Below are 14,711 nucleotides of genomic sequence, written 5' to 3'. Positions count from 1 at the left end.
CTTCAATTGAAAACTCAGGAGTAGGTTGCATTGAAACTTGTATCTGATCCAGCGATCGCCAAGAAAATTCGGAAAATGAATCAGCGGGTACGGTGGCAAGATCCGTTAATTGTGGAACGGGATATTGACCAAACTCGGCTGGTGTTGGAAGATGGTCAAACAGACAATTCTGAGTTCTCATTTTTAGTTGTCGGTGATAGTGGTTCCGGCAGGCACCGAGGACACAATCCTCAGCGACAGGTGGCTGAACTGATGCTGCCCCATCACAACGAATCCCGTTTTATGCTGCATACGGGAGATGTGATTTATTTAGTGGGATCGAGTGAATACTACCAGCAAAACTTTATTCAGCCTTACCGAGAGTTTATATCCGGCATAGAGCATCGCAAACGGATTGCTTACGACCAGATGGTTTTTAAGCTGCCCATTTTACCAGTGCCGGGAAATCACGATTACTATAACTTGCCGATTTTATTGAGCTTGGCATCCCTAACAACATTACCCATTCGCCAGCTGTTGCGATCGCGGTTAGACCTAGATGTGGGTTTACATGGCTCAAGATGCGGTGACGCTTACGCAAAGGCATTTCTTGACTATCTAAAGGCGTTTCAGCTTCCAGGAGAGTTAGCCAGCCACTTAGATCGGTATTACACAGCTAAGACAGATACAGGTCGTTGTCTTTCTTATCAACCTGGGGAATTTACCCGCCTTCCCAATCGCTATTACACGTTTCGTTATGGCGGTATTGATTTCTTTGCTTTGGATTCTAATACCTTTAACGATCCACCACCGCTACCGAAAACAAAAAAAGGTAACGCCGATCGCAAACTCCTAGAAAAACGTCGCGAAGATTTAGAGCAAGAAAAACTGCAAATTATTGAAACCTCAGCCAAACTTCGACCGGAAGACCCCAGTGAAGCAGATCAGTTAGATGATTTTCATGCCAAGATGTCACAAATTGAAGAAATTATTGTTGATATCGATAAGCAACTAGCCACTAATAAAACAACGCTGACTGACACTGAACAACTGGATTGGCTCAAGCAAAGATTAATTGAATCTTGGAATAATTCTGAAGTTCGAGGAAGGATAATTTATTTCCATCATCCTCCTTATGTAACTGAGGCGACGAAGTGGGAACAAGCACAAACTCTAATTGTTCGCGATCGCCTGCGTGCGGTACTGGATGCGGTAGCTAAAGAAATCGGTTCCTTAAATCAGGGTCGTCCTTTGGTAGATTTAGTAATAAACGGTCACGCACACTGCTTGGAACACCTAGAAACAATGGATACGGGACACGCTGATTCTCATATCCACTGGATTGTTTGTGGCGGTAGCGGGTTTAGTTTGCGACGCCAGCGAATTGAGGGAGCAGATTTGATGGAGGAGAATAGATTAGTGGCGCGATCGCATCTGTTCATCGGTCGTAACGGTCAAGGTTTTCAGAAGCGACGACCTTATTCAGGTTTACGTATTGATGTTAAAGGCGATAAACAGCCTAAGTTTATTGTCCGTCCTTTGGTTGCCGAATGGTATCAGCGGCAATGGCATAATCGCGAACTTGAGCCGTTGATTATCGAACCAGACATAATCTAAAAAAATGAGAGACGCAGTTATTGCGTCTCTAGAAAACACCTATTTAGCCTTCTTACGTGTAATTGCACCCAGCAAGTTATTAATTAAATTATTCCTGGGCCTCTACCACGGCTGTCACCCTTATCTGTCAACTTGCCTTCCTCATCCTGATTAACTTCTCCAAGTTCTTCGAGACGTTGTTGTTTTTCTTCTGCTGCTTGCTGGCGTGCATCACCCGGTTCTTCATAATACATTTCCGGTTCAATTGCGTAGTTATTAGACAAACCTTCATTATCTACGGTATAGCCGTCAGTGGTACGTATACTTTCTGGATCGGTTTGATCGTCAGTAGGTGCGTCTGCTTCTTGTTCTTCCGTGGGACGTGTTTTGAACTTATCTCCTTCTCTTTCCATTCTAGCGGCGGTTTCAGCAGGGATAATGCCGCGATCGTAATTATTGACTTCCGCTCTATCAGATGAATCTGTATCTCTCTTAACTGCTTCATTAGCCATAATTTATGTCCTCGTTAAAGAATCTATTAAATAACTTCAGAAACTAGATTATGCTGTTTCTCATCTCCAAGCTACTATCTTGAGAAGTGACTTAAACTTAAAAATAATGTTACATTCTCTATCTTTTGATGTATCTAAAACACTAAGGTTGAGTCCGGTTAAATACTGTGAATTAACATTTCTTGGTGGAACAAGAGTTTTAGTTGAAGCCAACTTAACATTAAAAGGGCAATTAAAAATTGCAACTATACAAGGCTTTACCCAAGCCCGCAGAACCGGACGAGAGTTTGCGTAGCTGCGAATTCTATTTGCCCGTGTAAACTCTTGTTTAAGGGACAAAAAACTTACTCGCCCACGAATTGGTTTTTCAGTGATTGAATTTCATCGGCTAATTCTTGGCGAGTTGAAGCCTTCAGTAGATAACGGAAAACAAACCAACTGGTGTAACTAATTCCAACTAACTCAAAAAGTGGTGATAGTAGGGGAATATCATTGATTGCAGCTAGTACCGTCAGTACTACTCTAGCTGTAACAATCGCTGCCAAAATTAAAGCAACGCTTATTAGAGGCTGCTTATAATCCCGAAAAAAGTCACTTAAGTATTGGGGCAGTTGCTCTAAAAATTGAGAAACTTGTCTGCTAATTTGCTGCCATTGAGATTCAGGTTCGGATGCTGGGGGTAACTTTGGCAAGTTTGCACTATCAGTACCTTCAAGTGCTAGCATACCTTGTGATAAGGAAGCATCGATCGATTCACGTTGCTGTTGTTCGGTTTCCATAGTTTTTATGTTTGGTAACTACAAGACTTTATATAACTGTGAGCATCAAGAAATATAGTTATTAAGGTTATCAGTTGTTAATTATTAGTGGTCAGTTAAACTTATTACTGACCACTCAAACCAAGGAAGAACATTGAAATGTATTTACGCTTGTCTACTTACTTGGCGTTATTAGTTACCTTATCTAGTAGGTGCGGCTACTGTTGCTTTCACAACTACACTACTGACACCTTTAATTTCCTTAGCTAGTTTTTCAATTTTAGCCAATTCCTGCTGATTGGTGACAGTTCCAGCCACGGTAACAACACCACCGTCTGCGGCATTAACTGTTAGTTGACTTTTGGGAATATTAGCCTCCAATTTGGAGCGAACTTCACTTTCTAAGTCAGCTTTAGCTCTTTTTGTATCGCCACCAGTGGTATTATTGCGCTGTTCGCGAGCGCGAATATCTTCATTGAGTTGTCTTCTACGAACTTCACTTTGCGCGTCTTTTTGAGAAGCTTCTGTGGTTTTTGCAGTTGGTGTTTGGGGAGCCTCATTAGGATTGTTGGGTGCAGATTCACTTGTTTTAGAAGCGTTATCACAAGCAGCAACACCAAACACTAAAAGGCAACTAATTACGAAGGGGGTTAGCTTTTTCATTGGTTTAATTCTGAATCAGAAAGTGAAATCTATTGATATTTACGGCAAAAGTGAGGAGCAAGTTTTGGTAGTCAGGAGCAAAGTTTTTAAATTATTGCTCCTGCAATTTTGTCTAATTAGTGTGAGTGAAAACTACTTTAGATTAAAGTACTTCATCACGACGATCGACAATAACTACAGCAGGATCGTTTCTATGAGGCTCTGTTGAGTAATTGGGGCGAATGGGATCGACTACTGCTGCGTCACTATGCGTTACTGGGTCGGAACCTGGGCGATAGTCACTAATCTCAGTGGCATCATAGATTGCAAATTCTTCAATACCTCGACGCTTAAGAATCGCTTCAGCTTGCTGGATTTCAGCTTCTGTACCATCGAGAATTACTAAATAGTCGCCTCTTTGAAAGCGATCGCTATAGACTCGCGCCCTGTCTTCAGGAATTCCTAAGCCAACAAGTGCGCCGACAATACTACCGGCTGCTGCACCGATCGCGCCACCAGCTAATGTTGTCGCCAAAGCTGTTGCAACTGCGCCACCAGCAATTACAGGCCCGATTCCAGGAATTGCTAGGGTTCCAAGTCCAACTAATAAGCCGGTCAAGCCGCCTAGAACACCGCCTGTAGCAGCCCCAGCTTTTGCACCATCGTCTGCTTTATTACCTGTATCAACGTTTCTATCTACATCTACACCACCGATTCCATGACCGGTTGTATCTTTGGCAATGATGGAGACTTGATTCAAGGAAAAACCTGCATCTCGTAATTCTGTAATTGCTGCTTCTGCATCTCGACGATGAGAAAATACCCCGATCGCACGTTTGGAAACACCACTATAACCCGCAGTTGCACCCGGAGTCACATAACCAGTGGCTGGATTTGTCGCATCTGGGTGGTCGTAAATGCCAAACTCTTCCACACCCTGATGATTTAAAATTGATTCTGCTCTAAGTATTTCTGAATCTGTACCATCAATAATGACTAAATAGTGTCCTCGTCTAACACGTTCGTCGTAAACTCTAGCTCGTTCTTCAGGAATTCCTAAACCTATTAATGCACCAATTAAACTACCAGCTACTGCACCAATACCAGCGCCAGCGAGAGTTGTAGCTAGGGTAGTTGCTGCGGCTCCAGCCAACATGATTGGCCCGATTCCAGGAATTGCTAAAGTGCCAAGACCAACTAACAAGCCAGTTAATCCGCCCAAAGCACCGCCTGTAGCTGCTCCGACTTTAGCACCTTCGTCAGATTGATCGCCAACGCGATCGCTCACATCCGCACCAGCAATATCATCTCTGTCACCATCTTGGGTAATGACAGAAACTCTGTTCATGTCAAAGCCAACTTTTTTTAATTCATGTAGGGCATGTTCAACATCTCGACGATGAGAAAATACACCTACAGCACGTTTATGTACACCGACTACCATTATTCTTTCTCCTCAGCAAACAAAAATCAATTATTTACTAATTCATAGCTCGTAGTAACCCTTATTAATACATGTTTCTATTTAGTTTTCATCAATCGCTTGGAAGAATTTTTCTCTCTATCATTAGATATAGGTAGTTTTATCTAAAGAAACTTTAGTAAAAAATCAATCATAAAGAAAATATAAGTTTTTTTATAAAGGTTAATATTATTAATGATTTACTTCTTAGTCTTGCTACAAATTGAGACAAAAAACATTTTTTAAAGCTTGGTATTGTAAGTTACTCTTTTGGAATCGGACGCATAGGTAAATATATTTTTGTAAACTTTACTGTTATATATAAAACAAAGTAAATTTTTTATAAACCTTTTAACCGAGCAACAAGTACATTTTATTGGATAAAAATAAGCATTTATTTTGGTCAATACGACTTTCGATGAAAAAAAGTATTACTTATGAAAGTAGCATTTTATATCAATGATAATTAAGCTGAAAAAATAATCAATCCATTTGATAAATAAATGGATATTTAGTTGAGTACAAGTGAGAAAGTCTTATGTTTCCAGGTGTTCTAACTCTTTTTGAATGGAATTGGCTAACTTTTGGATTAGCACCAGTAACTTTAGCTCAAGAAGTACTAACTCCAGAAGAAGCATCAGTTGTTTTTTCTGGGCCTAAATTGTTGGTGGCACTGCTAGCTGGGGTTTTGATGGCATTTGCGTTTCAATTATTATTAACAAACTTTTCAGTTGCTGTCGGAATTTCATCTTGGGAAATTGATGCAGATTCTGATGATGAGTCTGAAGGTTTGGGTAAGACAATTCGTAAAAGTCAAGCGAAAGTTGGTACTTGGGCGTTACTAACCGTTAGCATTGCATTATTTATTGCTTGTTTTTTAGCAGTAAAACTTAGCCTAATCGAAAGCGCGTTTTTAGGAGCAATTATTGGTGTAGTCATTTGGTCTACCTATTTTTCACTAGTAATTTGGTTAGGTTCATCAGCAGTAGGTTCTTTAATTGGTTCTATATCTAATACTGTTACTTCTGGTTTTCAAACTTTGATGGGCACGGCAACTGCTGGCATCGGTGCTAATACTGCAAAAAAACAGTTAGTTTCTACTGCTGAAGATATTACAGCCGCAGTCCGACGGGAATTAACTTCAGGTTTTGACTCTGAAGGTATTAAAAATACTCTCCAAAGTACTTTAGGTTCTCTGCAATTGCCAAAGCTAGATATCAAAGAAATTCGGAATCAATTTGACCAACTTCTTAAAGATACAGATTTGCAATCTGTTGCTAACAACGAACTTTTACAAAATATCGATCGCCAACAAATTGTTGATTTAATCAGTAGCCGTAGCGATTTATCTCAAGAAGATATCAATAGCATTGCCGATCAATTTGAAGGTGCATGGCAACAAGCTTTAAATCGCAAAAATCCTACCGAACAAGTAATTAATTTACTCAAGTCCGCTACACCTGAAGAACTTAATTCCGAGCGATTAGGCGAACGGCTGCAAGAATTGGTTACAATCGGAGGCGGTAATGGCAATGGTATAATCAAGCAAGCTATTACCTATGGCTTAAGTGCAGCTGCACCAGCAGTTCTAGAACGGGTAAACCTTTCTAATATCGATGTGAACAAAATTACAACTCAGTTGCAAAAACTGAAAGAAAAAGTTCAAGATGTCGATGTCGAGCAAGTCACAGAACAATTTCAAAAGTTTAGAGAGGAAGCAACTGAGCAAGTATCTGCAAAATTACCCATATCACTGGAAAATGCAATTAAGGCAGATGTAGAAGACTACATATTGCATTCGTTCCCTTGGCACTTTAACCGAATTACCCTAATAGATGAATTTAAAGAAGTCATCTATGACGTAAATGCAGATCCAACAACTGTGAAACGGGAGTTGGAAGAAATAAATCAAGAATATTTCACCAACTTACTAAAGCAACGTGGTGATATTAGTGAAGCTAGGGTAAAAGAAATTTCCGAACAAATGGAAAGCGATCGCCTGGAAGTTTTAGAAACTGTCAAACAGGCTCAAAGTCGCGAACAAGGGCAAGATTTCCGCAGCCGCATCGAAGATTATCTGCGTTCGACTGGTAAAGATGAACTCAGTCCCGAAGGTATTGAACGGGACTTTGGCAAGTTGCTAGACGATCCCCAAGCTGGCTTTGAAGATTTAAGTAGCCGCTTCGGGCAATTTGACCGCGATACTTTTGTACAATTGCTCCAACAGCGTCAAGATATCAACGAAGAAGAAGCTAATAATATTGTTAGTCAACTCGAACGCAACCGCGATAATCTCTTGAATCGTGCTAAAGAATTGCAAGAGCAAGCAAAAGCAAAAGCCGATGAACTGCGCCAAAGAGTTGAAAACTATCTGCGAAATACTAATAAAGACGAACTCAATCCCGAAGCGATCAAACGTGAGTTTAGAATTTTGTTAGACGATCCGCAAGCCGGAATTAGTCTTTTACGATCGCGCCTATCACAATTTGACCGCGATACTTTAGTACAATTGCTCAGTCAGCGTCAAGATTTGAGCGAAGAACAGATAAATCAAACTCTCGATCAGCTTGAAGCAGTCCGAGATAGTATTTTGCAAGTACCGCAACAAGCGAAAGAACAGTACGAAAAAACTACAAAAGCGATCGCCGAATATCTTCGCAATACCAACTTGGAAGAACTTAATCCAGAAGGTATCAAAGCCGATTTGGAAAAATTACTCGACGATCCTCAAGCTGGAGCCTTAGCACTGCGCGATCGCTTGTCTAATGTCGATCGAGAAACCTTAGTAAAACTCGTGAGTCAACGCGGCGACTTGAGCCAAGAGCAGGTTAATCAGATCATCGATCGCGCTCAAGATGCCATTGGTGATATCCTGAGAGCGCCACGACGTTTAGCAAAGCGCACCACTCAACAAGCTTTAGATTTTGAAGCCAATCTCGAAGAATATCTGCGTAATACCAACAAAGAAGAACTCAATCCCGAAGGAATCAAACGCGATTTACAATTGCTGCTGTCTTCTCCCCGCGCTGGAATTGGAAGTCTAAGCGATCGCGCTGCGAAATTTGACCGTTCGACAATTGTGGCGCTATTATCCCAACGTGAGGATATCTCAGAAGAGGAAGCTAATCGAATTGTCGATCAAATTGATTCTGTTCGCAGCTCGATTGTCGAACAATTCCAGCAGATTCAGCAGAGAGTGCAATCAGTGTTAGATGGAGTTTTTGCCAAAGTTCGCAACTATCTCAACTCCCTGAATCTTCCTGAACTCAACTATGAAGGCATTAAGCAAGACTTTGCAAAAGTCTTCGACGATCCCCAAGCTGGATTTGAAGCATTGCGCGATCGCCTCAGTGAATTCGATCGTGACACCTTAGTTGCTGTATTGAGTTCTCGTGAAGATATTTCCGAGGCGGATGCTAACCGCATTATTAATCAAATAGAATCGGCGCGGGATGGCGTATTGCATCGAGCCGAACGCATTCAGAAAGAAACTCAAAAACGCCTGAAAGCGATTCAAGAGCAAGCCAAAAAGCAAGCTGAAGAAACCAAGAAAACCGTTGCCAATGCTGCATGGTGGATATTTGGGACAGCGATTACTTCTCTTTGTGCCAGTGCGATCGCAGGTGCGATCGCTGTGACGGGCATAACTTTACCTGGATAAATAAAATATCTGCATTATCAGGAATTTTGAGAAATCCAAAGTGGCATTCAATCTTTATAAATGAATGCCACTTTTTTATTTATAAAAAAAGTATCGCGATCTCAAGTCCCGTTAATTATTATTTCTTAAAGATAGAAAAAATTAAGCTTGAGGTAGTATCATACTCTGTATTATTCTGAATCCAGTAAAAACGTTCTAAAACCTATGCAATTCCGTAGGAAATGATCTGCTTATTTGCTAGCAGATTGCTTCTAGAAACTGTGAATTCATCAGGTACAAGGACATAAAATGACTCTTGGCACAATCTATTTTGATGCCAATATCATCAATAGATCCAGTGTTTCTCAAATCTTTAAACTTAACAGCAAAGACCTAATTAGAACAGGTCTAATTTGTTATATCTTCCTACTTGTTATTTCTCCACTAGGGAAGTGACAAAGTAATTTTTTACCCTCTAAATTCAGGATAAATTCACTATGCCAACCATTAACGGTACTAATCAGCCTGATAATCTTGGTAATTCTTTTTCTGTTCTACCTGATATCATCAACGGATTTGACGGTAACGATACAATTAGGGGCGGAAGAGGCAACGATACGATTAATGGTGGTTCTGGCGACGATAGAATTAACGGCGGAAACGGTAATGATAGCCTTCTGGGCGGATCTGGCAGCGATACGATTGACGGCGGATCTGGCAACGATATAATTGACGGCGGATCTGGCAACAATACGATTGACGGCGGATTTGACGGTGACGATAAGATTCAAGGTGGTAATGGCAACGATAGGATTCAAAGCGGATCTGGCAACGATACAATTAACGGCGTATCTGGCAACGATCGGATTGACGGCGGATCTGGCGACGATACTATTAACGCCGGTTCTGGCAACGATACGATTAACGCTGGTTCTGGCAACGATACGATTAACGCCGGAGTGGGGAACAATATAATTAACGGTGTTTCTGGCAACGATACGATTAACACCGGATCTGGCGACGATACAATTGACGGTGGATTTGGCAACGATACGATTAACGCTGGTGATGGCAATAATACGATTGATGGTGGATATGACAACGATATAATTAACACCGGATCTGGCAACGATAGGATTCAAGGCGGATCTGGCAACGACACCATCAACGGCGGTTCTGGCAACAATAGGATTGACGGCGGATCTGGCGATGATAAGATTGACAGTGGATTTGGCAACGATACGATTAACGCCGGTTCTGGCAACGATACGATTAACGCCGGAGCGGGGAACAATATAATTAGCGGTGTATCTGGCAACGATCGCATTAACACCGGATCTGGTGACGATACAATTATTGGCGGATTTGGCAATGATACGATTAACGCCGGTGATGGTAACAATACGATTGACGGCGGATCTGACGACGATATCATTAACACCGGATCTGGCAACGATAAGATTGACGGTGGATCTGGCAACGATAAGATTAACGGCGGATCTGGCAACGATAAGATTGACGGCAGTTCTGGCGACGATATTCTTGTTGGCGGATTGGGCAACGATAGCCTAGTTGGCGGATCTGGTAACGATACCATTAGCGGTGATTTTGGTAACGGTGGTATCCTCATTGGTGTTGGTGGGACTGATATCCTCACTGGAGGATCGGGTAACGATGTTTTCGATTTCAACTTCGTTTCCGAGAGTCAACCTGGTTTGTTACAGGATGCGATCGCTGATTTTGTAGGAAACGGTATCCTTGCAGGGGATCAAATCGATCTATCTACTATTGACGCCAACTCCACTAAAGAAGGCAACCAAGCTTTCACTTTTATCGGGAGTCGTGCATTCTCTGCAATCGGTCAAATCCGTTATTCAGGAGGTATTCTCCAAGGTAGTACTGATGGCGATCTATCGGCTGAGTTTGAAATTCGGCTTGTAAGAGCGCCACAACTAGTAGAAAGCGACATTATCCTTTAATTTAATATTATCTGCCTTGAAAATAAGGCAGAATGCAGAATTTTGATAATTGAATAGTCGCAAAGAGAGATAAGTTTAGCTTGCCTCTGTGAAAGTTTATAGTTATTAAATTGCGCCGCGTATATATCAGAAAATTAGGTAGTACAATCGCAACTGTTGCAATGATGCCACTTAATGAAAAAATGTCAGAGAATTTGAGAAGGCAAGTTGTGACGCAAGGGATGTAGCGATTGCACTAGTTAACAAGGCTTTTAAGTTATTGGCAATTATTTCCTTATATATAACTAGATAAATCATCGAATAAATCTCAAAAAGCAAAACCAACCCTATCTGAACAAAGGTTTCAGATTTTGTTTTCGCGAGAGGAATAAAAAAGGGATAATTACTCTTTCTTATAGATAGAAAAAAGTAGGCTTGAAAGTAATAGTATAGTGTTGTGATTGTGGATAAAATCAAAACGCTCTAAAAGTTATGCGCTTTTGTAGGAGGAAATCAGCTTGTTTCATACCATCCTACTACTGCAAACAGTAAAGATATAAGGACATGACATTACTCTTGGCATAATTTTGATGCCAAGAGCATCAATACATCTAGTGCTTGTCAAATCTTCAAACTTAACACCAAAGACTTGTTCCAATCAGGTGTGGTTCAATTGTCTATTTCCACTCGTTATTTTTTTGCTTTGTCTTCTCGGCGTTGCTGAATGAAAGTGGGAAATTTAAAAATTTAATATTTGAAACTGTTTCCTTTACACCTTTGGGGGAAACCAAATTCATACTCTTAATCAGCAACACCGTTTTCTGATTGGAAAGTGACGAGGTTATTTTTTACCCTCTAAGTTCAGGAGGAACTTACTAATGGCAATTATCGAAGGTAGCATTTTTAATGACAACAATACCATCAACGGTTCCCCACTAATCTTTCGTCCTGCCCTCAATGGGGGTGCTGGCAGCGATATCCTTAACGGCAATGCCGGCAACGATATCTTAAATGGGGGTGCTGGCAGCGATATCCTTAACGGCAATGTCGGCGACGATAGTTTAAATGGCGATGCTGGTAGCGATATCCTTAACGGTAATGCTGGCAGCGATACCCTTAACGGTAATGCTGGCAGTGATATCCTTAATGGTAATGCTGGCAGCGATCTCCTCACTGGCGGTGCTGGCAACGATACCTTAAATGGGGGTGCTGGCAGCGATATTCTTACTGGCGGTGCTGGGACTGATTCTCTTACTGGCGGTGCTGGCAACGATATTTTCGATTTCAATTCAGTTTCAGATAGTCCTACTGGTTTGTCACGAGATGTTATCGCTGACTTCGTTGGAAACGGTATCTTTGCAGGCGATCAAATCGATCTATCTACCATTGATGCTAACTCCAGTGTAGCGGGCAACCAAGCCTTTATTTTCATCGGTGCTGGCGCATTCTCAGCAGCCCGTCAGGTTCGTTATTCAGGAGGTGTTCTTCAAGCTAACATTGATGGGGATCTGTCACCTGAGTTTGAGATTGGATTGACAGCAGCACCATCACTAGTGGCAAGCGACATCATCCTCTAATCTAATCTAACGTGAGTTCGACAGACCTCTCCCGGACAGCCTCCCTCTCCTAAAAGGCGAACGCGTAGCGTCTGGGTAAGAAGAGGGAGGAAAGAAAAGAAAAGTTTTTGCTCCCCTCTCCTACCAGGAGAGGGACTGGGGGAGAGGTCAAAATAGCACTCGTCGAACTCGCGTTCATCTAATAGAGCTAACTTGAAAATAAGGCAGGGGGCAGGAGGAAAAGACATTTTCATTGTTCCTTGTAAGCGCAGCTTATGCAGTTTCTTGCAAAAGCGCTGAACACCCTACTTCTAAGAGCAAGCGTTTAGGAGTAGGGTTTTTATTTATGATTTATGCAAACAGTCTAATATTGAAGAATAATTTAGGTACAAAGCCAAACATACTCCAACTGTGAGAAAATGCAGTAGGCTTTAACCTGTCAACAATGATATCGCTATAATCAAGCACAGTTAAATACTCACAAAGTTGCTCATATCAACTGTACCTAACAGAAGCACATGTAAAAAATAGCAAATGACCAATGCTGCGTATGTATGAGAAAATCTGTTAATACAATCAATCGCAAAACTTGTGATGATGCCACAATAGCCAAATTGTAACGTTAGGGGTGCAGCGATGCTTACGACGGGCTATTCAGCGTCGCACTGGTCTAACAAGAGAATGGCACTAAGTTAAAATACAGCCCCAATTGAGATCGATCCTGGGAGGCTTCGCTTCCAATGGCTTTAGCAGCAGCAGCCCTCTCGAAATACATTTCCAGTCTTAACGACTGGGAACGAATTCAAGTTACACAAATCTTTAGGCTTTTCTTCGTGTCATCTGTCTCACAAAGCTTTTAACTTCTTGGTAATTATTTGTTATCAAGTTACACAAATCTTTAGGTTTTTCTTTGTGTCATCTGTCTCACAAAGCTTTTAACTTCTTGGCAATTATTTGTTATATATAACTACAGAAAACACTAAACAAATATCAATATGCTCTCACCAATTCTACCTGGACAAAGGTTTTCTATTTTATTCCGGTCAGAGAATAAAAAAGTTAATTATTCTTTTTTATAATAAAAAAGTTTGCTGAAGTGTAATTCCATATATTGTTATTATAAATACAGTACTAATGTTCTTTAATATATATAATTACGTAGAAAAAATATCTTGTTTCTGAGTATTTCCCAACTGAAACAACTGAAAATATAAGGTATAAAGGCATCAGATGATTTTTGGTACAAATTTGATATAAATATCATAAAATACATCTAGCACTTCTTAAATATTCTCAAATACTCTCAAATATTCAAACTTAATAGTAAAGGACTGTTCCAATCAGGTTTGTTCAACAATATACTCCAATTCTTGATATTTTGACTTGGTTTTGTCGGCATGGCTGAATGAAAGTATGGAATTCCCAAATTCCATGTTTTAAATTGTTTGCTTTATGCATTTGAAGGAAATCAAATTCATACTCTTAATCAGCAATGCCGTTTTATAATGGAGAAGTAAAGAGGTAATTTTTTTCCCTCTAAGTTTAGGAGAAACTCATCAATGGTAACTTCAATATCAATCTCCTCCGGGAGCGGCAGTGTTAGCGCCAGCTCTAGTAGTTATAGCAGTAGCGGTGGCAGTAGCAGTAGTAGCAATAATGGTCAGAGCGATGTCATTAATACTAGTGGTGGCAACAGTACCCTTATAGGTGGTAGTGGCAAGAGTATCCTTAACGCTGGTGGTGGCAATGATAGCCTCTTTGGTAACGCTGGCAATGATATTCTTAACGGTGGTGCTGGCAACGATACGCTCAATGGCGGTACTGGGGATGATGTCCTGACTGGCGGTAGTGGAAAGGATATTCTCACTGGAGGATCGGGTAATGATGTTTTCAAGTACAACTCAATTTCTGATACTCCACTTTCGGGACGCGACATAATCACTGACTTTCGTGGAAACGCTAATTTGCCAGGCGATCGCATCGATCTATTTAATATTGATGCCAACTCCACTATTGGAGGCAACCAAGCTTTCACTTTCATTGGGAGTGCCCAATTCTCCGCACCCGGCCAAATCCGTTATTCAGGAGGTATTCTCGAAGGTAGCACTGATGGGGATCGGTCGGCTGAGTTTCAAATTCGGCTTATAGGAGCACCACAAGTAGTGTCAAGTGACTTCATTCTTTAATTTAATATTCCTGCCTTGAAAATAAGGCAGGAGGCAGAAGGTAGAAGGCATTAGAGAATGAAAATATCTCTTTCCCAGTCTTCAATCCCTAGTCACTATTTTCAAGGCAGATATAATTTTGAAGAAGAACTCTAGTGCAAAGTTAGAGTGTCTCCATCTGTGCACCGGAATCAATATCAATATACTAAGCTTATAAATGTGGAAAGTCAGTGCCTCACCTTGGGGCAATGACTTTTTTTCATATTTAAATTCGTGTATTTCCGGCACTCTAGATTCTATACACATAAGAATCACCCCTATTTAACACAAACGCTTAAATGAAGATTTATTCTAATTAGGGCTGACCAAAAGACACGGTGAAACATAGACAGGACTTACGCAACTGTCACAAGCAATGGCGCGGTGTAACCGCGCCGTGCGCC

Annotated in this window: 9 protein-coding genes; 5 read left to right on the top strand and 4 right to left on the bottom strand. The window is 41.0% G+C overall.

Annotation, left to right across the window (positions count from 1 at the left end):
- The first annotated feature begins 30 nt into the window (after positions 1-30).
- The gene (locus RM368_RS31190) at positions 31-1,596 is read left to right on the top strand and encodes a metallophosphoesterase (RefSeq protein ID WP_322697640.1); all 1,566 of its coding nucleotides are present in this window, start codon (positions 31-33) and stop codon (positions 1,594-1,596) included.
- An 83-nt stretch (positions 1,597-1,679) separates the two neighbouring features.
- Here the strand turns inward: RM368_RS31190 and RM368_RS31185 are convergent, their stop codons facing one another.
- From RM368_RS31185 to RM368_RS31170, 4 genes are all read right to left on the bottom strand, one after another.
- Positions 1,680-2,087 (bottom strand): hypothetical protein, encoded by a 408-nt coding sequence (locus tag RM368_RS31185; protein WP_322697639.1) that lies wholly within the window; start codon positions 2,085-2,087, stop codon positions 1,680-1,682.
- Between the two features lie 344 nt (positions 2,088-2,431).
- Positions 2,432-2,866 (bottom strand): CAAD domain-containing protein, encoded by a 435-nt coding sequence (locus RM368_RS31180; protein ID WP_322697638.1) that lies wholly within the window; start codon positions 2,864-2,866, stop codon positions 2,432-2,434.
- Positions 2,867-3,046: 180 nt separating this feature from the next.
- A complete protein-coding gene (locus RM368_RS31175; RefSeq protein WP_322697637.1) occupies positions 3,047-3,508 on the bottom strand; it encodes a BON domain-containing protein in 462 nt (153 codons plus the stop codon).
- 142 nt (positions 3,509-3,650) lie between these two features.
- Positions 3,651-4,931, bottom strand: coding sequence for a general stress protein (locus RM368_RS31170; RefSeq protein WP_322697636.1), 1,281 nt, complete (start codon positions 4,929-4,931; stop codon positions 3,651-3,653).
- 556 nt (positions 4,932-5,487) lie between these two features.
- Between RM368_RS31170 and RM368_RS31165 the strand changes: the two genes are divergently transcribed.
- From RM368_RS31165 to RM368_RS31150, 4 genes are all read left to right on the top strand, one after another.
- The gene (locus RM368_RS31165; RefSeq protein ID WP_322697635.1) at positions 5,488-8,610 is read left to right on the top strand and encodes an MFS transporter; all 3,123 of its coding nucleotides are present in this window, start codon (positions 5,488-5,490) and stop codon (positions 8,608-8,610) included.
- Positions 8,611-9,086: 476 nt separating this feature from the next.
- Entirely contained in the window at positions 9,087-10,568 is a 1,482-nt protein-coding gene (locus tag RM368_RS31160; RefSeq protein ID WP_322697634.1) for a calcium-binding protein, read from the top strand.
- Between the two features lie 857 nt (positions 10,569-11,425).
- Entirely contained in the window at positions 11,426-12,124 is a 699-nt protein-coding gene (locus RM368_RS31155) for a calcium-binding protein (protein ID WP_322697633.1), read from the top strand.
- Positions 12,125-13,662: 1,538 nt separating this feature from the next.
- The gene (locus RM368_RS31150) at positions 13,663-14,289 is read left to right on the top strand and encodes a M10 family metallopeptidase C-terminal domain-containing protein (RefSeq protein ID WP_322697632.1); all 627 of its coding nucleotides are present in this window, start codon (positions 13,663-13,665) and stop codon (positions 14,287-14,289) included.
- The last annotated feature ends 422 nt before the right edge of the window (positions 14,290-14,711 follow it).

Source organism: Nostoc sp. DedSLP03 (assembly GCF_034530815.1).
GTDB lineage: Bacteria > Cyanobacteriota > Cyanobacteriia > Cyanobacteriales > Nostocaceae > Nostoc.
Note: the sequence above shows the minus strand (reverse complement) of the source record. Positions and strands in the feature narration are given on the sequence as shown.